The organism is Xanthomonas sp. NCPPB 1325, from assembly GCF_041477645.2.
Lineage (GTDB): Bacteria > Pseudomonadota > Gammaproteobacteria > Xanthomonadales > Xanthomonadaceae > Xanthomonas > Xanthomonas cannabis.
The window spans coordinates 833,655-853,797 of record NZ_CM192985.1; the positions used below are offsets into that span (position 1 = coordinate 833,655).

General features: G+C 66.3%; 12 protein-coding genes. 6 read left to right on the forward strand and 6 right to left on the reverse strand.

Annotated elements, in window-relative coordinates; all coding sequences use genetic code 11:
• Positions 1 to 95 precede the first annotated feature (95 nt).
• Together cycA and ACCQ10_RS03355 are read left to right on the forward strand one after the other, a co-directional pair.
• Entirely contained in the window at positions 96 to 1,469 is a 1,374-nt protein-coding gene (cycA, locus tag ACCQ10_RS03350; RefSeq protein ID WP_372362220.1) for a D-serine/D-alanine/glycine transporter, read from the forward strand.
• Between the two features lie 269 nt (positions 1,470 to 1,738).
• Complete coding sequence (locus ACCQ10_RS03355) at positions 1,739 to 2,650, forward strand: CorA family divalent cation transporter (protein ID WP_372362221.1); 912 nt, start codon at positions 1,739 to 1,741, stop codon at positions 2,648 to 2,650.
• A 193-nt stretch (positions 2,651 to 2,843) separates the two neighbouring features.
• Here the strand turns inward: ACCQ10_RS03355 and ACCQ10_RS03360 are convergent, their stop codons facing one another.
• Positions 2,844 to 3,539, reverse strand: a complete 696-nt coding sequence (locus ACCQ10_RS03360) for an AIM24 family protein (RefSeq protein ID WP_039410723.1) — start codon at positions 3,537 to 3,539, stop codon at positions 2,844 to 2,846.
• Positions 3,540 to 4,019: 480 nt separating this feature from the next.
• Between ACCQ10_RS03360 and ACCQ10_RS03365 the strand changes: the two genes are divergently transcribed.
• Positions 4,020 to 5,024 (forward strand): arabinan endo-1,5-alpha-L-arabinosidase, encoded by a 1,005-nt coding sequence (locus ACCQ10_RS03365; protein WP_372362222.1) that lies wholly within the window; start codon positions 4,020 to 4,022, stop codon positions 5,022 to 5,024.
• 146 nt (positions 5,025 to 5,170) lie between these two features.
• On the opposite strand, the gene treA is transcribed toward ACCQ10_RS03365, so the two are convergent.
• Together treA and ACCQ10_RS03375 are read right to left on the reverse strand one after the other, a co-directional pair.
• Positions 5,171 to 6,844, reverse strand: a complete 1,674-nt coding sequence (treA, locus tag ACCQ10_RS03370) for an alpha,alpha-trehalase TreA (RefSeq protein ID WP_372362223.1) — start codon at positions 6,842 to 6,844, stop codon at positions 5,171 to 5,173.
• Between the two features lie 415 nt (positions 6,845 to 7,259).
• Positions 7,260 to 8,024, reverse strand: coding sequence for a DUF72 domain-containing protein (locus ACCQ10_RS03375; protein ID WP_372362224.1), 765 nt, complete (start codon positions 8,022 to 8,024; stop codon positions 7,260 to 7,262).
• Positions 8,025 to 8,129: 105 nt separating this feature from the next.
• Here ACCQ10_RS03375 and ACCQ10_RS03380 point away from each other — a divergent pair, with 105 nt between their 5' ends.
• Together ACCQ10_RS03380 and ACCQ10_RS03385 are read left to right on the forward strand one after the other, a co-directional pair.
• Entirely contained in the window at positions 8,130 to 8,882 is a 753-nt protein-coding gene (locus tag ACCQ10_RS03380) for a DNA-formamidopyrimidine glycosylase family protein (RefSeq protein ID WP_372362225.1), read from the forward strand.
• Between the two features lie 310 nt (positions 8,883 to 9,192).
• Positions 9,193 to 10,191 carry a hypothetical protein gene (locus ACCQ10_RS03385; protein WP_372362226.1) on the forward strand — a complete coding sequence of 333 codons (999 nt, stop codon included), beginning with the start codon at positions 9,193 to 9,195 and terminating at the stop codon, positions 10,189 to 10,191.
• 97 nt (positions 10,192 to 10,288) lie between these two features.
• Here ACCQ10_RS03385 and ACCQ10_RS03390 read toward each other — a convergent pair whose 3' ends face one another.
• Both ACCQ10_RS03390 and ACCQ10_RS03395 read right to left on the reverse strand, forming a co-directional pair.
• Entirely contained in the window at positions 10,289 to 11,227 is a 939-nt protein-coding gene (locus ACCQ10_RS03390; RefSeq protein WP_166743775.1) for a GAF domain-containing protein, read from the reverse strand.
• A gap of 361 nt (positions 11,228 to 11,588) precedes the next feature.
• Positions 11,589 to 14,468, reverse strand: a complete 2,880-nt coding sequence (locus ACCQ10_RS03395) for a M16 family metallopeptidase (protein WP_372362227.1) — start codon at positions 14,466 to 14,468, stop codon at positions 11,589 to 11,591.
• Positions 14,469 to 14,865: 397 nt separating this feature from the next.
• On the opposite strand from ACCQ10_RS03395, the gene ACCQ10_RS03400 reads away from it, so the two are divergent.
• Positions 14,866 to 17,589, forward strand: a complete 2,724-nt coding sequence (locus tag ACCQ10_RS03400; protein WP_372362228.1) for a PAS domain S-box protein — start codon at positions 14,866 to 14,868, stop codon at positions 17,587 to 17,589.
• 124 nt (positions 17,590 to 17,713) lie between these two features.
• Here the strand turns inward: ACCQ10_RS03400 and ACCQ10_RS03405 are convergent, their stop codons facing one another.
• Complete coding sequence (locus tag ACCQ10_RS03405; protein ID WP_372363041.1) at positions 17,714 to 19,846, reverse strand: methyl-accepting chemotaxis protein; 2,133 nt, start codon at positions 19,844 to 19,846, stop codon at positions 17,714 to 17,716.
• Between the last annotated feature and the right edge of the window lie 297 nt (positions 19,847 to 20,143).

Genomic DNA, 20,143 nt, shown 5'->3' on the forward strand with positions numbered 1-20,143 from the left:
TCGTTTTCGATGCAGGCAACTCCAGTCAGACCCCTGGTGCGAGCCGACGCGATCTCGTATTTTTGACGGCTTGTTCACTTGCCGGTGCCGTGCCCATGTCCGTTCCGTCCGCGCCCGATCATCTGCAACGCAGCCTGTCCAATCGCCACCTACAGTTGATCGCGATCGGTGGGGCGATCGGCACCGGGCTGTTCATGGGCTCGGGCAAGACGATCAGTCTGGCCGGGCCGTCGATCCTGTTCGTCTATCTCATCATCGGCGCGATGCTGTTCTTCGTGATGCGCGCGATGGGCGAGTTGCTGTTGTCCAACCTGGAGTACAAGTCGTTCATCGACTTCTCCACCGATCTGCTTGGGCCATGGGCCGGGTTCTTCTGCGGGTGGACCTATTGGTTCTGCTGGATCATCACCGCCATTGCCGATGTCATCGCGATCGCTGCATATGCGCAGTTCTGGTTTCCCGGGTTGGCGCCATGGATACCGGCCATCGCCTGCGTGCTGTTGCTGCTTGCATTGAATCTGGTGACGGTGAAGCTGTTCGGCGAGATGGAATTCTGGTTTGCGCTGATCAAGATCATCGCCATCGCCGCATTGATCATCACCGGCGCCGGCTTGGTGGCCTGGGGCTTCCGCTCGCCGTCGGGCAACGTGGCCTCGCTGTCGAATCTGTGGAACGACGGTGGCATGTTCCCGATGGGGATTGGCGGTTTCTTTGCCGGCTTCCAGATCGCGGTGTTCGCCTTTGTCGGCATCGAGCTGGTCGGTACCACCGCTGCAGAAACCGCCGACCCGCGGCGCAATCTGCCCAAGGCGATCAACTCGATTCCGGTGCGGATCCTGATCTTTTATGTGCTGGCCCTGGTCGCGATCATGGCGGTGACGCCGTGGCGGCAGGTGGTGGCCGACAAGAGCCCGTTCGTGGAGCTGTTCGTGCTGGCCGGTGTGCCGGCCGCGGCCAGCCTGATCAACTTCGTGGTGCTGACCTCGGCCACCTCGTCGGCCAATAGCGGCATCTTCTCCACCAGCCGCATGCTCTACGGCCTGGCCGAAGAGCAGCATGCACCAAAGGGCTTTGCCAAGCTCTCGCGCGCTGCGGTGCCGGCACGTGGACTGCTGTTTTCCTGCGTCTGCCTGCTGCTGGGCGCGATGCTGGTGTACCTGATCCCGAACCTGGTCACTGCATTTACGCTGGTCACCACGTTGTCGGCGGTGCTCTTCATGTTCGTGTGGTCGCTGATCCTGTGCGCCTACATCGCCTATCGCCGCAAGCGGCCGGAGCAGCACGCCGCCTCGCAGTTCAAGATGCCGGGCGGTGTGTTGATGTGTTACGTGTGCCTGGCGTTCTTCGCCTTCGTCATCGTGCTGCTGACGTTGCAGGCCGACACGCGGCAGGCGTTGCTGGCCAGCCCGGTGTGGTTTTTGATCCTGGCGATCGGGTATGCGGTGAAGGGGCGGCAGGCGCGCGCCTGAGCAGAGGCGCGACACTGCCGGCGCGCTCCGGCATGCCGGCAGTGCCCGAGCGGCATTGCGTTGCCAGTGTACGCACCGTGGCGTTTACTGCCGAATGCCTTGCGGGTTCGATCGGTGCGCGGCGCAACAGCCCTGTACCGCCGGGCCGCACCGCGGCTGCACGTCGCCACGATGTAGGCCACTGGCAGCTGAGTGTGCGTGTGGGGTGGCGTTGACGCCGATGGAGCGGGGCCGGATGCTCGCGGCCATCCATCGCCACGGCCTGCCGCATGATCACGATCCACCCGATTGCCGGAACTCACCACACGCAGGGCTGTTGGGTGGACCTGTGCCAGCCGAGCCCGCAGGAGCTGGCGCAAGCCGCCGAAAAGGTCGGCTTTGCGTTGCCCGATCGCGCGGCGATTGGCGAGATCGAATTCAGCAGCCGGGTGCGCCGCCAGGGCGATGTGCTGTTTCTCAATGTGCCGCGGTTCCAGGATGACGACGGCCCCACCGCGCCGCTGGGGTTTGCGCTGTCGCCGACCATGCTGGTAACCCAGCGCGAGCAGCGTATCGGCTCGCTGGAGGCATTGGCCGCGCGCCTGGAACACGCGCCCTGCCATAGTTCGGACGACCTGCTGCTGCGCATGTTCGACCAATTGGTCGGGCGGCTGGCAGACCGCCTGGAAGCGCTGGAAGCGGCGGTCACCGACACCACGCGGCTGGTATTCGACAACCCGCACAAGACCAAGGATCTGGAACGCATGCTGCACCAGGTCGGCGGCATGGGCCGCCAGCTCGGCGGTCTGCACAACGCCGGGCAGGGCCTGCTGCGTCTGGTCACCTATCTGGATGGCGCCACGCCGGACTGGTTCGGCGCCGATGCGGCCAAACGCATCACCCTGCTGCACAAGGACCTGACCACCTTGAGCGAATTCCAGCAGCACATGGACGACCGCATCGAGTTCCTGCTCGACAGCGTGCTGGGCATGATCAACATGGACCAGAACAACGTGATGAAGGTGATGGCGGTGGCGTCGGTGGTCGGCATCCCGCCCACCGTGCTGGTCGGCATCTGGGGCATGAACTTCGCCTACATGCCCGAGCTCAAAGCACACGATGCGTACTTCTGGGCGCTGGGTGTGATCGCGCTGAGCGTGGTGATTCCGCTGGCGTGGTTTCGCAAGCGCGGCTGGGTGTAACGCATCAGAGCCATAAACCGGTAGGAGCGCACCCGGGCGCGACGTGGCGTTACCGGTAAGTCCCTCGCGCCCAGGTGCGCTCCTACAGGGGGCTGGGGTGCGCAGCTGTCACCGCGCACCGTGTCGTTACTGGAAAACTGCCTAGCGTGCGACCAGGCGATGCGCCTTGCTGATTGCTACGGGGCGCGCTGTATCAGCCCTTGGCCTGAAAACTGGCTTCTTCGTACGGCTGCACCACCACCCAGCCTTCGCCGGCGAAGCGCATCTGCAGGCTTTCGCCTGAGCCGCGGCCGAACAGCGTGCCGATCGACACGTCGGTGACCAGCTCCGGGGTCAGCGTGCCCGACCACGCCACGGTGGCATTGGGGTCGGTGAACACCGGGCCGCTGGCGGCGGTGACCGGCAGGGTCAGCGGCTCGTAGTGCGAGGTGATCGCCACGATGCCGTGGCCGCTCAGGCGCACGTTGAACAGCCCGCCCGACAACATGCCGGCCACTTTGCGCATCATGGTGATCTTGTGCTCGACACCCGACTCGAACGCCAGCACATCGTTGCCGTTGACGAAGATCGCCTCGCCGTTCAAGCGCAGCAGCGTCACCAGCTTGCCGACGTCGGCCAGATACACGCGGCCCTGGCCTTCGGCCTTCATCAGCTGCATGCCTTCGCCGCTGACGGCTTTTTTCAGCAGATTGCCCAGCCCTTGTTCCAGCAGCCCCTCGCGGGTGAACTTGACGGTGCCGGTGCGCGCCACCATGGCGCCGGCCTTGGACCACACCATGCCGTTGAGGCGCACTTCCAGCAGATGCGGGTTTTCCAGTTCGAACGGATCGGGGCTGACGTCCTTTTCCTTGGAATGGGCGAGAAATTCGTTGAGCGTGCGTACGGCCATGTGTCCGTCCTGGAGTGAAAGAGTGCGCATGATACGCGGCAGGCAGGTGTCTTCGAAGCGCCGTGGGCCAGCTGCCGGTTCCCTGAGTGTGGCGCGCTGCGGTGCCGGCACATCTGTTTGTGGCCGTGGCTGGATTGTCGTGCTCAAGCTCAGGTTCTGCCAGGCGACCGGTCTGAAGTTGCATGTCGTGCTGGAGTAATGCCACGGTTGCTGCGGGGCCACTACGTTCGCGATGTCCTCAGTGCCGTGCAACGGACAACGATCATGGCAATGCATCACCGATGCAGCAGCCGGGCATGTGCGATCCATGCGCGATGGCATTGCGGTTGCGTTAGACAGCCCGCCACCAAGGCGCGTCGCAAAACATGGCGCCAGACCGCCTGCGCCGTGCTTCTGAGATCGGCGTCGGATTCATTGCAGTGCTGCCGAGCTAGATTGCTCCTACAGAAAACATCTTGATGGTGTTCAAGGAGCAAGGCGATGCGCGTTAGTGGTAGCAGTCGAGTGAAAGAGGGCTGGTCCGGCATGTCGCTGCGTGGCGGCGCGTTCGCATCACTAGTGGCCCTGGCCGCCGCTGCAACCGGCTCGCACAGCGCACCCGCGCAAGCGGCCGTGGGGCCGGGCGTGGTGAGCGGCGACACCATCGTGCACGATCCGTCGATGCTCAAGCTGAGCGATGGGCGTTACTACATCTACGCCACTACCGGTGCGGTCACCAGCACCGACCGGACCAGATTCAGCAATGCGGGCGCGATCTTCAGCAGCATGCCGAGCTGGGTACGCAGCTACAACCCGGACAACCAGCTGTGGGCGCCGGATGTGTCCTTCCATGGCGGCAAGTATCTGATGTATTACACCGCCTCCAAATTCGCCACCAACACCTCGGCGATTGCACTTGCCAGCAGCAGCACCGGCAAGCCTGGCTCGTGGAAGGATCAAGGCATCGTCTATACCTCCAAAAGTAGCGACGACTACAACGCCATCGACGGCAATCTGGTAGTGGACGGCAATGGCAAGTGGTGGTTGGCGTTCGGCTCGTTCTGGTCGGGGATCAAGCTGATCCAGCTCGATCCGGGCACTGGCAAGCAGTTGTCCAGCAACACGGCGCGCTACAGCCTGGCGAGCCGGCCGTACCCGGGCGCGGTGGAGGCGCCTTTCATCCAGCAAGCCAATGGCTGGTACTACTTGTTCGTGTCGTTCGATGCGTGCTGCAAGGGCGCCAGCAGCACCTACAAGATTGCGGTGGGGCGTGCGCGTTCGGTGACCGGGCCGTATCTGGATCGCGCCGGTGTGGACATGCGCAACGGCGGCGGCACGGTGATCCAGTCCGGCTTGGGCAGCATGCATGGGCCGGGCGGGCAATCGGTTTTTCGCGATGGCGACGGCGACATCCTGGTCTACCACTACTACGACGACCGCGGCGACGCGCGCCTGGGCATCAACCGGCTGGGATACGACAGCAGTGCATGGCCGGTGGTGCAGTAGCAGTAGTCAATCGAACGCGCTGCTGCGCCCTGCAATGGCGCAGCGATCAGGCAATGCATGGTGTAGCGATCCGCCGGTGTTGCCGATTGCCAGAACCCCGATGCCGCCAGCGCTGACGGGCAGTACCCGGCAGCGCTGATGCACACTCAGCGCGTGGCCGCTTCGGGCTTGCGCACGCGTTTGACAGGCGCTGGCTTGGTCGCCGTGTCCGGATACAGATTCAACAGCATCAAGGTGACGCCGTTGGTCCAGCCGAAGCCGTCCTGCAGCGCGTATTCGCCACCGCCGCCGCCGGCTGCATCGGCTTCCAGGCCGTATTTTTCGACCAGTTTGTGTTCGCGTGCGAACAGCGCCTGTACCTGGGCGAGGAAGCGTTCGCCGATGGTGCGGGCCAGCGCGTCTTCGCCATAGCGACGCAGGCCGTCCACGGCCACCCATTGCAGCGGCGCCCAGCCATTGGGTTCGTCCCATTGCTGGCCGGTCTTCACTGCGGTGGTGGCCAGGCCACCCGGGCGCAGCAGCGTTTTGCGCACGGTGCTGGCAGTGCGCTTGGCGTGATCGTCCGAGGCCAGGCCGGCGAACAGCGGATACAGCGCCGCAGCGGTGACCTGGTCGCTCAACGTGCGCGCCTGCCAGTCGTAGTCGGCGTAATAGCCGGCCTTGTTCCACAGATGCGCGTCGATGGCCTGCTTGCGCTGCTGCGCGAGTGCGGCGTAATCGCGCGTGCAGTCTGCGCCCGGTTGCGCACAGGCCTGGGCCAGGGTGCGTTCCAGATGGTAGAGCAGGCTGTTGAGGTCGATCGGGATGATGGCAGTGGTGCGGATGGTGCGCAGGTTCTGGCCATCGGCCAGCCAGCGGCTGGTGTAGTCCCAGCCACTTTCCGCACCGGCGCGCAGGTCGCGATAGACCTCGGCAGCGGGGCGGTCGGTCACTTCGGCGGCGGTGCGGGTGTCGTGCAGCCAGGCTTCCGGGCGCGGGGTGTCGCGCTCGTCCCAGTAGCGGTTGAGCATGCTGCCGTCGGCCAGGCGCACCACATGGCGCGCGGCCTCGCCCGGCTTCAAGCCATCGCTGCCCTGCATCCAGTACGCGTACTCCTTCTGCAGCTGCGGCAGGTAGCGCTGATAGACCGCCTCACCTTCCACGCCGGCCTGCAGCTCCACCATGTAGGAGAAGAACGGCGGCTGCGAGCGGCTCAGGTAGTAGGTGCGGTTGCCGTTGGGAATATGCCCGTAGGTGTCGATCAGGTAGGCAAAGTTGTCCAGCATCTGACGGCTGAGCGTGGTCTCGCCGCTCTTCACCAGGCCCAGCATGGTGAAGTAGGAATCCCAGTAGTACACCTCGCGGAAGCGCCCGCCCGGCACCACGTACGGGTGCGGCAGCGCCAGCAGGCTGCTGTGCGGCGGTACATGGGTCTGGCTGCGCACCAGCTTGGGCCACAGCAGGTCGATGTGCTCGCGCAGCGCGGTGTCCTGGCGGATCGCGTCGGTCTGCACCGGCGGCGATTCTTCGAAATTGGCATCCACGAACTTGCGCAGGTCGAAACCGGGGTGGTCGTGCTGCGCCAGATAATCGGCGTTGATCAGTGCCGGGTCGCGCAGCGGCAGGAAGTCGACGAAATGCTTCTGGTCGTCGAACAGTTCGCCGCTCTGCACGGCCTGAAACAGTTCCGGGTAGGCCAGGTCGGGCGTGGGCGGCGTGGAGGCCGGCGCATTGACGACCGGAGTGTCCAGTGGAGCGGCGGTCAGCGTGCACGGCGCGACGAACATGCTTAGGGATAGGCCAAGCAGCGACGTGCAACACGGGGGCGCGGCAGAACTCATGGCATCTCCAGAACGGGCAGTGACGTGGGGCATGGTAAACGACCGAAGTGGCGGGCGGGACCGCGTGGGTTGCCGGAGTGCCGGCAGACTTCGCGCGGTGACAACAGGGTTCAGCAAGGTGATCCGGCGTGCCGCCGCAACGTGCGCCGATCCTGGCGTATCGGCGCGGATCGAGGCAGCTTGAGCGTAGCGCCGGTGCGCAGGATCGCCGGTGTCGTTGCAAGAAGTGCGCCAGGGTGCGGGATGCAAGGGTGTCGCGGACAGCGCGAGTGCCTGCGGCGTGTTGGGCGGGCAGCAGCGGATGCAGGCAAGCGGGACGTGGCGCGTACACCCGTGGCCGCCATGGCTGGAGGCTTGTGCAGGTGCAGGCCGTGGCTGCGCTATACCCGGGCAGGCCCATTACCGCCAATGCGCATCACACCGCGCGGTCGATGCCCAGCAGTGCCTGCAGCCGTAGCGCATTGGGCACCGCCAGGCCGGCGGCGGTGTTGTCGAAGATGATCCAGCGTTCGGTCTGTGGCTGGCCGGCCGCACGCACCGCTTCGGCCAGTGCCTGCAGCGCCTCCTCGTCGTAGGCGCTGTAATAGATCCGCGGGCTGCCATGCCACCGCCAGTACTGCGGCCCGGCGCTCGCGCTCGGTGCCGCTGCTTCAGCCACCGGGGCCGGGTCGGCCGCGCAGCGTGCGATGCGGTGGCGCGCCAGCAGCGCCTGTGCCTGCGGCAGGAACCAACTGGCGTGGCGCGGCTCGCACACCACCGCACCGTCCCAGCGCCGCCGCAGCATCGCAAAAAACCTCGCTGCCACGCGCGCGTCGAACGCTGCGCTGGGTGGCAGCTGCAACAGCAGGCAACCCAGGCGCGTACCCAACGCGCCGGCCTGTGCCAGAAATGCGTCCAGCAACGGCCCGGCAGCGTGCAGGCGTGCATCGTGACTGATGCTGCGCGGCAGCTTGACCGAAAAACGGAAATCCTCCGGCACGCTGTCGGCCCAGCGTGCGTAGGTACTGGCGCGATGCGGGCGATAGAACGAGGAGTTGATTTCCACCGCAGCAAAGCGCGTGGCGTAGCGCTGCAGCACGCTGGCACCCTCACCAAACGCGGCGCGGTCGGCAGCAGGAATCGACCAGCCCGCGCAGCCACAGCGCACACGAGCATCGGCAGTGGGGAGACGAGCAGGCATGGCGGACGAGGCAAGGGGCGGCAGCACTCTATGCAGGGGCATCCGTCAGCAACGCGTGTGCGCAGCGATCACGGCCGACTCACGAGCGGCTTCGATACTGGGCGTATGCCAGAAGGTCCCTCACTCGTCATCCTGCGCGAAGAATCGGCTCACTTTGTCGGCCGCAACATCCTTCACGTTTCCGGAAACAGCAAGCAGGACATCGCACGCCTGGAACACCAGAAAGTGCTGGCGCTACGCACCTGGGGCAAGCACTTTCTGATCGAATGCGCGCAGTTCAGCGTGCGCATCCATTTTCTGTTGTTCGGCAGCTACCGCATCAACGAAGAAAAACCCAATGCGGTGCCGCGCCTGCGCCTGGAATTCTCCAAGGGCGAGCGCCTGAACTTCTATGCCTGCTCGGTGCAATTCATCGACCGCCCGCTCGATGAGGTCTACGACTGGACCGCCGATGTGATGAACCCGCTGTGGGACCCTGCGCAGGCGCGTCGCAAGCTGCGCGCCGCGCCCGGCATGCTGGCGGCCGATGCCTTGCTGGATCAGACGGTATTTGCCGGCGTGGGCAACATCATCAAGAACGAGGTGCTGCACCGCATCCGCGTGCATCCGGAGAGCGAAGTGGGCGCACTGCCGGCGCGCAAGCTCGGCGAGCTGGTGACCCAGGCACGCGACTACAGTTTTGATTTCTACACCTGGAAAAAAGCCTTCGTGCTGAAAAAGCATTACCAGGTGCATACCAAGGCCAGTTGCCCGCGCGACGGCGCGCCGCTGCAATACCGCAAGCACCTGGGCAAGGCCGGGCGACGTGCGTTTTTCTGCGAGGTGTGCCAGCGGCTGTATCGGGCCGACCAGACGTAGCAAGCGGCGCGGGAAGCGTTGCGATCGGCGCTGGGCCCGGACGCCCGTTCTGCGTTCGATGGGTGCGTACGGTAGAGCCAGGCAGTGTTCTTCGACCACCGAGTGCGCAGCGCTGGCCAATCCTGCCGCGCAGGGCGCCAGGGCGCAGGACGGGTCAGACCGTGGGGCGCCCAATGTGAATGGCGGCTGGGGAGGGCTGGCCGGACAACGAATTCCAAACGCGCGCAAACGCTGCGCCCGCTAGATTTGCCCGCTGTGCACCAGGGTCAGCGGTGCCGCTCCCGTCTTTCACTCACCGGTCTCCCGCATTGTGACTACCCGCAGGAAGGAAGCGCTTGTCCCGCATGTTGCCGCCGCCGCATGCACGGGCGCCATCCTGTTTTTCCTGGCCTGCCTGTTGCTGTACATGCCGGCGCCGCGCCAGACCCTGCAACACGACGACAGCTTGCAGGTGTATTTCGTGCCGCGGCCGCAAGAAGCGGCCCCCACACCGCAGGAACCGCCGCAGGAGCCCGAGCGCACACCGCGCGCTGCGGCAGCGTCGGCTGCGCGCACGGTGCCGCCACCCACGCGCACCCCGCCACCGCAGCGGCAGGTGGCCGCCGCCGATGCGCCCGCCAGCGACGCCATGGCGGCTCAGCTGTATACCCGCGAAGGGCGTCTGCGCATGGCGCAGGTGGACCCGATGGCACAGACCGGCGGCGCGGCGCCGCCGGGCATGACCGACGAGCGCGCGCAGGCCAAGGCGCGCAACGTGATGGAGCGGGTCAACCCGGTGCAGTACCAGGACACCCGCTTTGCCAAGGACTGGAAGAGCGATGGCACCCTGGGCGATGTGGCGATGCAGGAAATGAATCGCGGCATGAAGAAGTTCAACGACATGCTCAACGGGCCACAGACGCAGGTGGCCAAGGCCCGCCCGCCGCCGGAGGTGCGCTTCAATCCGGCGCTGGCCGGCAACCAGGCCGAGATGGGCAGCGAGGCGACCGGCGATGCGTACAAGGCCGCGCCGATTGCGCATGAAACGCCGCCGGATCTCAAGGGCGAAGCCAGCCGCCGCATCCGCGAGGCCCTGGCGGCGCTGGAACAACGCAGCGCACGTTGCGACGCCTCCAGGCGCAAGTCGCTGTTATCGCCGGTGCGTACGCACCTGGGCGATCTTGAGCGTGCCGAGCATGCCTTGAACAACGGCGCCGATCCGGTGATGGCTGCGCAGCTGCTGCCGCGCCAGGCCGACAGCGCCTACGACCTGGCACGTCGCGCGCTGTGGTACGCGGACCGGCAATTGAAGCAGTGCGCGGTGGGGTGAGTGGCGCGGTGGTGGCGCGTTGACGCGTCGGCGGCTGGTGACCGTGGCGGATTGGAGAGCCAGTCAGTCGGCGCGAGGTTGGGGGGCAACGCAGTGCCTACGCCAGGCTCTGCCGGTAGCGATCCTTCTCTGCACTCAACGCGATTTCCGCGCGCAGGAAGACGTGCCCGATGGGTTCGTCGGCGCGGCTGGCCAAGGCTTCGCCGAGCAGTACCGTCAGGCCCAGGGCATGCTGCTGATGGGCCACGTCGCGCAGGTGTTGCAAGGTGCGTTCGGCGTCGGGGCCGCGTAGCACGGCGATGAATTCCGCGCTGTCGGTGACCCGGTCGATGCTGTTGCCCGGCCCCTGCACCAGTGCGGCAAATGCCTGGTCGAGTTGCTGCAGCGTGCGGCCAAGCAGCCGCTCGCTCTGGCGTTCGGCCAGGGCGGCCAGCTCCTGTACTTCCAGGATCACCAGCCGGTACGGGCCTTCGGCATCCACGGCGGGTGCGGCCGCCGCTGCCGCCGCTGCCGGCTGCAGGATGGCGGCGCGTTCCTGCTGCAGCGCTTCCTGGCGTGCGTCGAGCAGGTTCATGGTGACGCGCGCCAATGCCTGCAGCCCGGTGCGTTGCAATTCATTGAGCGTGCGTGGCTCGGTGTCGAGCACACACACGGTGCCCAGCGCCACGCCCTCGGGCGTCACCAACGGCATGCCTGCATAGAAGCGCGCGCCGGTCTCGCCCGTGACCACGGAAATATCGCGAAAGCGCGGGTCCTGGGTCAGGTCCGGCACTTCCATCAGGTGGCTGGGGTCGCGGATGGCGTGGTCGCACACCGCCTGGCTGCGGTCAGTCTGTTGCAGCCCCAGGCCGAGCTGGGCCTTGAACCACTGGCGGTCGCGGTCCACCAGCGACATCAGCGCAATCGGCGTTTCGCACAGCGCGGCGGCCACCTGCACGATATCCTGGTAGGCAGCTTCAGGCAGGCTGTCGACGATGCGATAACCGTCGAGGACCTGCTGGCGGGAGGCTTCATCTGCCGTCGGCATTTCTTTCATCGGATCAGCTAAACACCTGTCGAAGAGAGCGGCCAACCTTACCGGGCTGGCCGATAACATGGCGTCGACGTAAGCATCGCCGCCGCTGGAGATAAAACGATGGACACGCGCGTGCCCGATGCCTGGTCAGTCCGGCCTGGCGGCGAGCCCGCCCATCGACTGCGCCTGCGAACACGTATGCAAGCAGGCCGCTGATGATCAGTCGATCGATGGACGGTCTTGGTCGTCGTCGCCGACCGGCCGGCGCCGAGCACCGGCGGCACTCAGCCCATCATCCCACCGCGCCTCACACGCCGCACAGCGCGCCAACGCCGTGCACCTGCCCGCCTGCGTGGCGCAAGCGGGCAGGGCAGGCGGGCCGTCAGCGCTTGACCGGCTTGCCGTCCACGTCCAGCACCTGCACCTCGCCCAGCTTGAGCGCACGGACGGGGGCTTCGATCTTCTTCAGATCGCCCACGATCACCCAGGTCATGGCCTCCGGCTTGATGATCTGCTTGATGGCCTTTTGCGCGGCCGGCTGATCGATCGCTTCCAGGCGCGGCTTGAGCGTCTGCACGTAGTCATCGGGGCGATCGAACTGCACGATGCCTTCGATCGCGCCCAGCACCGCACCGGTGGTTTCGAAGCTGCCGGGCAGGGCGCGGATGCGCTGGTTCTTGATCTTCTCGATCTCGTCGTTGGACAGCGGCTTGTCGCCGATGATGGCGGTGGCTTCCTTGAAGATCTCGTTGGCCGATTCGGCGGTCTTGTCGGTCTGCACCGGTGCCGAGAACAGGTACGGCCGCTGGCCCTGCGCATCCACCATCTGGGTGCGCGCACCGTAGGCCCAGCGCTTGTTCTCGCGCAGGTTCATGTTCAGGCGCGAGGTGAAGGTGCCGCCGAAGGCGCCGTTGGCAACACCGATCGCCAGGTTGTCCGGTGCCTTGGTGGAGGGGGCCAGCAAGCCGGCCAGGATTACCGACTGCGGTGCGTCCGGGCGGTTGATCAGGTACACGCGCGGCTTGGGCTGGGCGGCGACGTTGGCCAGGTTTTTCTTCGGCAACGCCGTCGTCGGGGCCTTCCAGTCGCCGAATGCGGCATCGAGCTGGGGGATGATCTGCGCCAGCGTGGTGTCGCCGGCCACCAGGATGCGCAGGTTGTCCGGACGCAGCCACTGGCTGTGGAACTGCTGCAGGTCCTGCGCGTTGAGGCTCTTGATCGCCGCCTCGGTGCCGCTACCGGTGAGCGGGATGCCGTACGGATGCTGGTTGCCGAACAGCAGCGGCGGCAGCGCGCGCAGGCCCAGGCTGTTGGGCTGGGTCTTTTCCTGGGCGATGCCGGCCAGCCACTGGCCGCGCACGCGCTCGATGTCGGCGGCCTTGAACGCGGGGTTGCGCACGATGTCGGAGAACAGCTCCAGCGAGGGCTGCAGCTGGTCGTTGAGCGCATCCAGCGAGGCGCTGCAGCTGTCCAGATCGCAGCCCACCGACGTGATGGCGCCCAGCCGCTGGCGGCGCTGCGCCACTTCGACCGAATCCAGCGCGGCGGTGCTCTCGTTCATCAGCGCGGCGCTGAAGCTGGCGGTGCCGAGCTTATTGCCCTGGTCTGCGGCGTAGCCGGCGTCGAACAGCAGCTCCACCTGGGTCACCGGAATGGTGTGGCGCTCGGCCAGGATCACCTCGATGCCGTTCTTCAACTTGCCGCGCTGCAACTGCGGGAAGCTCAGGTCCGGGAATTGATCGGTCTGCGGCACGCCCTTGCTGCGATCGAGCGTGCTGGCAACGGTCTTGTACTTGCCTGCGGCCGGCAGCTTCGGCGCCGGCTTGCCGGCTTCTTCGCCGCGTGCAACCACCGCCTTGTCCTCGGCGGCCGGGTCGAAGTCCTTGCCGGCCGGCAGCACGGTGAGCAGGTAGTCGCCCTTGCCGAACCAGGTGGCAGCGGCCTGCTTGACGCTGTCCACGGTGGCGGCCTGGCCGCGTTGCAGGTCTTTCTTGTAGGCGCCCGGGTCGCCGCGGTAGACCTGGCCTTCAGCCAGGATCACCGCCTTGCCACTGAAGCCGCCGACCTTTTCCAGCCCGCGCACGAAGCCGGCGCGGTAGGCCACCTGCGCGCGCTGCAATTCGTCGGTGGTCGGGCCTTGCGCGATGAACTTCTTGAGTTCCTCGTCGATGATCGCCTCGACCTTGGCCGGGTCCACGCCGTCCTTGACGTCGGCCTGGATCTGCACCTGGCTGGACAGCGCGAACGGCTGCACCGAGGCGGAGACGTCATCGACCAGGTTGTCCTGGTAGACCAGGCGCTGGTACAGCCGCGAAGTCTTGCCGCCGCCGAGCACGGTGGTGGCCAGGTCCAGCTGGATCACATCGTCGGTGCCCAGCTGCGGCGCGGCCCAGGTGCGGTAGATGCGCGGCTGCGAGACATGGTCGTGCTGCACGCCGCGCTTCTGCGCGGGCAGCGGTGTCACCCACGGCTGCTGGCGCGCCACCGGCTTGCCGGACGGGATATCGCCGAAATACTGCGCGGCCTTGGCGCGCGCCTGCGCCACGGTGATGTCGCCGGCCAGCACCAGGGTGGTGTTGGCAGCGCCGTAGTTGTCGTTGAACCACTGTTTGACGTCGCCCAGCGACGCTGCGTCCAGATCCTCCATCGAGCCGATGGTGTCGTGCTGGTAGGGATGGTTGGCCGGGAACAGGTTGGACAGGATGTTCTGGTCCACGCGGCCGTAGGGGCGGTTTTCGCCCTGGCGCTTTTCGTTCTGCACCACGCCGCGCTGGGTATCGAGTTCTTCCTGGCCGATGGCGCCGAGCAGGTGGCCCATGCGGTCCGATTCCAGCCATAGCGCGGTGTCCAGCGCTGTGGTCGGCACGGTCTCGAAATAGTTGGTGCGGTCGAACCAGGTGGTGCCGTTCATGTCGGTGGTGCCGACCTTTTCCAGCGGTGCAAAGAAGCTGCCCTTGTTGTTTTCCGAGCCGGAGAACATCAGGTGCTCGAACAGGTGCGCAAAGCCGGTCTTGCCGGCCGGCTCGTCGCCGGAACCGATGTGGTACCAGATGCTCACCGCCACCACCGGCGCCTTGTGGTCTTCATGCACCACCACGGTCAGGCCGTTGGGCAGGGTGAAGCGGGTGTAGGCGATGTCGGGAATGGCGCTGCTGGCCGCGCTCTTGGCCAGGCTGGCCGGGGTGGCAGCGACGGCGGGGGCAACGGTACCGGTGGCGACACCGAGCACACCGGCGATCAACAGGGACAGCGGACGCAGCATGTGACACTCCAGAACAGGGCAATCGGCCGAGGGTAGTGGCTGCTTGGCGGCGCCGCAAATGCACTTGGGCATGGGTGCGGTGGCGGTTGCCGGGAGGGCGGCCGGACCCTGGACCGCTGCGCCCGGCGGGCGTGATGCGGCGATGGGGCCGCGCCGCTGATCTGACCCGGTGCACGGGAGCAAGTCCTGTCCCGCGTGTCCCAGCGCTGCGGGACGGCCTGGAGCGCGCCGCAAGGCGCCAGCACCGTCGGGGCAGGCAAGCGATGCCGGCCTGCGTGGCGCCGGTGGACGGCTGCATGCCTGCCAAATCGAGCGGCGGCAGCGCTTGCGGATGCGCAAACGCAGGCGGCATGCAGCCAGGATCGGTGCCCGGCGCAGGCGGACCTGGCTGCCCGGTGTGCGGGGCCGTGGACCACGCGTTTGGCTGCCGGTTAAGCGCGCGCCGCCGCACGTGCTCAAGTTGACCATCGCTTCGCCGTTACTTCGGGCGACCTACCCTCGCCAGACGCTATCCACCAAGCACGCCATGACCGCCCTGTTGCCGCCCGTGCCGATTCCCGCCGACGACGCCCTGCGCGTGGACGCGGTGCGTCGGCTGGGCGTGCTGGACACCGAGGCCGAGGCCGAATTCGACGACATCGCCTGGCTGGCGGCGCATGTCACCGGCGCGCCGATGGCGCTGGTGTCGCTGCTGGATGCCGACCGCCAGTGGTTCAAGGCGCGCTGCGGCACCGACCTGGAAGGCACCCCGCGCAGTGTGTCGTTCTGTTCGCACACGGTGATGGGCACCGAACTGATGGAGGTGCCGGACGCCGAGGCCGACCCGCGCTTTGCGCAGAACCCGTTGGTGACGGCGGCCCCCGGCGTGCGCTCATACGTGGGCGTGCCGTTGATCGGCCGCGAGGGCTACGCCTACGGCACCTTGTGCACGCTTAGTACCAGATCGCGCGTGCTCGATGAGCAGCAGAAGCAGGCCTTGATCCGGCTGGCGCGCCAGGCCGCCAAGCAGCTGGAGGCGCGCCGCGACCGGCTGGCCGCGCAGGCGCAGCGGCAGACCCTGAGCATGTTGCTGGAAGCCATGCCTGACGGCGTGGTGGCCTGCGGCACCGACGGGTTGCTGCGCGAGTTCAACCATGCCGCGCGGCAATGGCATGGCACCGACCCGCGGGTGCTGCCGCCGGCGCAATGGGCGCAGCATTTCGACCTGTATACCGCCGACGGCAATGGCTTGCTGCCTACCGAGGCCATTCCGCTGGTGCGCGCCTGGCGCGGCGAACACGTGCGCAACGCCGAGCTGGTGATCCGTGCCAACGGGCAGGCGGCGCGCACCGTGCTGTGCAACGCGGACCCGGTGGTCGGCGACCAGGGCACCGCGCTGGGCGCGGTGTGCGTGATGCACGACATCACCGAGCTCAGGGATGCGTCGGCAGCCTTGTCTGCCGAGCGCGCGCGGCTGCAGGCGCTGGTGGATGCCTCGCAGGACGTGGCGATCATCGCCTTCGATCCGCATGGCCGGATCGAGTTGTTCAACCCCGGTGCCGAGCAACTGCTGGGCTACACCGCCGAGGAGGTGCTGGGCCGTTGCCCGGCGCAGTTCCACCTGCAGGCCGAGCTGGACCGCCACATGGCCACGCTGGCGTTGTCGCCTGCGTCGTACGTGAAGCTGGCCGCGGCCGCTGCCGGCGATGTGCTGGCAGAGGAAATCTGGACGTTGGTGCGCAAGGACGGCGAATTGCGCCGCGTGCGGCTGTGTTTCAACGTCATCCACGACGCACAGCAGGGGTTGGCCGGATACCTGGCCATGGCCATCGACGTCACCGCCGAGCTGCAGGCACAGGCGGCCGCGCAGCTGGCCGCCGAACGTTTCACCGGTGCCTTCGAAACCGCGCCGCAGGGCATGGCGATCGTCTCGCTGGATGGCACGTGGCGCGACGTCAATCCCTCCCTGTGCAGTATTCTTGGCTATCCGCGCGAGCAGCTGTTGCGCACCACCTTCCAGCAGATCACCCATCCGGACGACCTGCAGCTGGATCTGCAGCTGGTGCAGGAATTGATCGATGGCAAGCGCGACAGCTACAGCCTGGCCAAGCGCTACATCAGCCAGCACGGGGCGGTGATCTGGGCACAGCTGTCGGTGTCACTGGTGCGCGACGGCAGCGGTGCGCCGGTGCATTTCGTCTCGCAGATCCAGGACGTCACCGAGCGCCATGTCGCAGCCGAGCGGCTGGCCGAAAGCGAAACCCGGCTACGCGCGATCAGCGATGCCACCCCGGCGTTGGTCAGCCAGTTCGATGCCGAGCAACGCTGCCTGTTCGCCAACCAGGCACACCGCGACTGGCTGGGCGTGGAGCCGTCCAGCCTGGTCGGGTCACCCATCACCCGTCTGCTCGGTACTCCGCTCAGCGGCCCGGCACGGACGGCACTGGCACAGGTGGCCGACGGCCAACGTGCCAGTTTCGAGCATGTGCTGCAGGTGGGCGGCAGCGCCCGCGACGTGGAGATCACCCTGGTGCCGGAAACGGTGGGCACGTCGGCGGGCATGCAGGGATTCTTCCTGATGGCCCAGGACGTCACCGCGCACAAGACGCTGCACCGGCTGATGCACGAACGCGCCACCCGCGATGCGTTGACCGGCCTGCCCAACCGCCATGCCTGGACCGAGGCGCTGCAGGCGGCGGTGCTGCAGGCGCATCAGCTGCAGCGCGCGGTGGCGGTGATGTTCCTGGATCTGGATGGCTTCAAGCGCATCAACGATACCTATGGCCACCGCGCCGGCGACGCGGTGCTGGTGGGGTTCGGCCAGTGTCTGCAGCGCGCGGTGGAAGGCCGCTACCTGGTGGCGCGTCTGGCCGGCGATGAATTCGTGGTGCTGCTGGACAATCTGCAAGCACCGCAGATGGACTGCGCCACGGTGGCCGAGCGCATCCGCCAGGCCGCGGCGGCGGGAGCGATGTTTGGCGAGCAGTGGTTACCGATCCAGCCCAGCATCGGCGTGGCCTGGCAGCACGGCGATCAGGCCGAGGCCGCAAGCCTGATGCACGCCGCGGACGAAGCGATGTATGCGGCAAAAAACGCGCGCTGCAAAGACGCCGCGACGAACGGCCGCGACGCTACGCGTTGAAGACGCCATGCGTTGAAGAAATGGGTCATTGACGGCGCGTCGCTGTTCCTTCTCCCCTCGGGAGAAGGTGCCCGAAGGGCGGATGAGGGTACGTCAGCCGATGCGGTGATGGCAGTCGCCCGTTTTATGCTGCCTGAGCGGCGCCGTGGCGCTGCGTCGAGGCAGGCTGTGCCGATGCCAACCGGAACACCGCCACCGCACGGGTCAGATCCGCCGCCTGGTCTTCCATGCTGCGCGCTGCCGCGGTGGCTTCTTCCACCAGCGCTGCGTTCTGCTGGGTCATTTCGTCCAGCTGCATCACCGTGGTGCTGACCTGTTCGATGCCGGCGCTTTGTTCGGTACTGGCGGCGGTGATCTCGGCCATGATGTCGGTCACGCGCTGCACCGAGCTGACCACCTCGGTCATGGTGCTGCCGGCTTGTTGCACCAGGTGCGAACCTTGCGCCACTTTGTCCACCGAATCGGAAATGAGCTGCTTGATCTCCTTGGCGGCACCGGCCGAGCGCTGCGCCAGGGCGCGCACTTCGGTGGCCACCACGGCAAAGCCGCGGCCCTGTTCGCCCGCACGCGCCGCTTCCACCGCCGCATTCAACGCCAGGATATTGGTCTGGAAGGCGATGCCGTCGATCACCCCGATGATGTCGGAAATGCGCGCCGACGATTGCGTGATCGCCTGCATCGTGCTCACCACTTCTTGCACCACGCGGCCACCGCTTTCGGCCACCTCGCCGGTGCCCTTGACCAGCTGATTGGCCTGGCGTGCGTTGTCGGCGTTCTGGCGCACGGTGGAAGTGAGTTCTTCCATCGAGGCGGCGGTTTCTTCCAGGTTTGCGGCCTGATGTTCGGTGCGCGTGGAGAGGTCGGCATTGCCGCTGGCGATCTCGCCCGCTGCCGTGTTGATCATCTCGGCCGAATGCTGGATGCCCTGCACGATGCCGGTCAATTGAATGGCAGTGCGGTTGGCCGCACCGGCCAGACGCCCGAACGCGCCCTCGTAATGCGACTCCACGCGCTGCGACAGATCGCCGTCGGCGATGGCGGCCATGATGCGGCCCACATCGTCCAGCCCCGCGTCGGCCTGCTGCATCAGCCGGTTCAACGCCTGCACCATTTCCGCAAACGCAAACTGGTAGCGCGATTGATCGCCACGTGCAGAGAAATCGCCGCGCGCGGCCGCGTCGGCCAGGCGTGCGATATCGCTATTGATGGCGGACAGATTGTCTTTGACGGTATCCAGCGCTTGATGCAGGGCGGCGCGCTGGCCAGGCAGGCGACGCATGTCGCGGCGCAGGTCGCCGCGGCCGTACTCGCTCATCACGTCCATCGCTTCGTTGATGGCATCCAGGTGTTCGAACACCACCGTGTTCACACCGTGCGCCAGCGTGCCGTAATCGCCGGGGAAATCCTCCGGAATGCGGTGCGCGATGTTCTCGCCCTGCTGCAGCCGGATCATGGTCTGCATCTCGCCGTTGAAGCGCTGCAGCTGGCTTTGCATCTGCTGCATGCTGTGCATCAGCTGGCCGGTTTCATCGCGCGATTCAACGCGGATGTCGTTGTCGAAGCGGCCCGAGGCAATCGCTTCCGCCGTGCGCGAGGCGGCACGCAGCGGCGCGGCCATGGCCGAGGCGATCAACCAGCACAGGCCGATCACCAGCGCCACCAATGCGCCACCGATCAAGGTCAAGGTGCGCGTGAATCCCCACGCCTGCACTTGAATGTCTTCGGCATAGACGCCCATCACCAGGACCCAGTTCCAGGCCGGGAAGGTCTTGGCGTAACTGATCTTCGGCAGCTGTTCTTGTTTGCCCGGCTTGGGCGCGTCGTAATAGCTGAAGCCGTCGCCGCTATCGATGGCGGTCTTGATGTCGCGATACACGTATTGCCCGGCATCGCTCTTGTAGTCACTCATGTCGGTGCCGACCGGGCGCTTGGGATGCATCAGGATGCGCATCTGCGGGTCGACGATGAAGAAATAATCCACGCCATCGTTGGTGCGCATGTCCGCCAAGGTGGTGCGCGCCGCTTCCTTGGCCTGGTCCAGGCTCAGTTCGCCGGCTTTGACCTTGTCGGCGTAGTGCTGCATCACGGTCAGGCCCATCTCCACCTCGGTCCTGACGCTGAGCTTGCGCGCCTCGATCAGGTCCAGGTACTGCAGGCGCGCGGCGGCCATCGCCAGCAGGATCACGCCCACCGCCAACAGCGTGCACAACAGCACGAACTTGCGCGTGAGCGGGAGATTGGCAACGTGACGACGCAACAGGGAGACAACGGGCATGGCAACGACATCCAGAACGCGCGCACGGCGCTACGTCATGGATAACGGCTGATGCACGCAGGTGTTGAACACTATCTGCGGCAGCGCCTGCTTGGAGGAGACATTTGATAGGTGATGCGCGATGCGGAATGTGCGGAGGCAGTCTGCGTCACTGCCATGTAGGAGCGCCCTTGGGCGCGATGCGGCGTTATCGACAACGCTGCATCGCGCCCAAGGGCGCTCCTGCTTTGTTTCTACAGATCTCTGCTGTAGTCAGCCCGTTGCAACAACGACATGCAT

What these genes read in the sequence shown, in the direction of transcription:
- treA (WP_372362223.1), bottom strand. Translation starts at nt 6,844, where the DNA reads ATGAGTTCTGCCGCGCCCCCGTGTTGCACGTCGCTGCTTGGCCTATCC.
- ACCQ10_RS03360 (WP_039410723.1), bottom strand. Translation starts at nt 3,539, where the DNA reads ATGGCCGTACGCACGCTCAACGAATTTCTCGCCCATTCCAAGGAAAAG.
- ACCQ10_RS03375 (WP_372362224.1), bottom strand. Translation starts at nt 8,024, where the DNA reads ATGCCTGCTCGTCTCCCCACTGCCGATGCTCGTGTGCGCTGTGGCTGC.
- ACCQ10_RS03365 (WP_372362222.1), top strand. Translation starts at nt 4,020, where the DNA reads ATGCGCGTTAGTGGTAGCAGTCGAGTGAAAGAGGGCTGGTCCGGCATG.
- ACCQ10_RS03355 (WP_372362221.1), top strand. Translation starts at nt 1,739, where the DNA reads ATGATCACGATCCACCCGATTGCCGGAACTCACCACACGCAGGGCTGT.
- ACCQ10_RS03390 (WP_166743775.1), bottom strand. Translation starts at nt 11,227, where the DNA reads ATGAAAGAAATGCCGACGGCAGATGAAGCCTCCCGCCAGCAGGTCCTC.
- ACCQ10_RS03395 (WP_372362227.1), bottom strand. Translation starts at nt 14,468, where the DNA reads ATGCTGCGTCCGCTGTCCCTGTTGATCGCCGGTGTGCTCGGTGTCGCC.
- ACCQ10_RS03380 (WP_372362225.1), top strand. Translation starts at nt 8,130, where the DNA reads ATGCCAGAAGGTCCCTCACTCGTCATCCTGCGCGAAGAATCGGCTCAC.
- cycA (WP_372362220.1), top strand. Translation starts at nt 96, where the DNA reads ATGTCCGTTCCGTCCGCGCCCGATCATCTGCAACGCAGCCTGTCCAAT.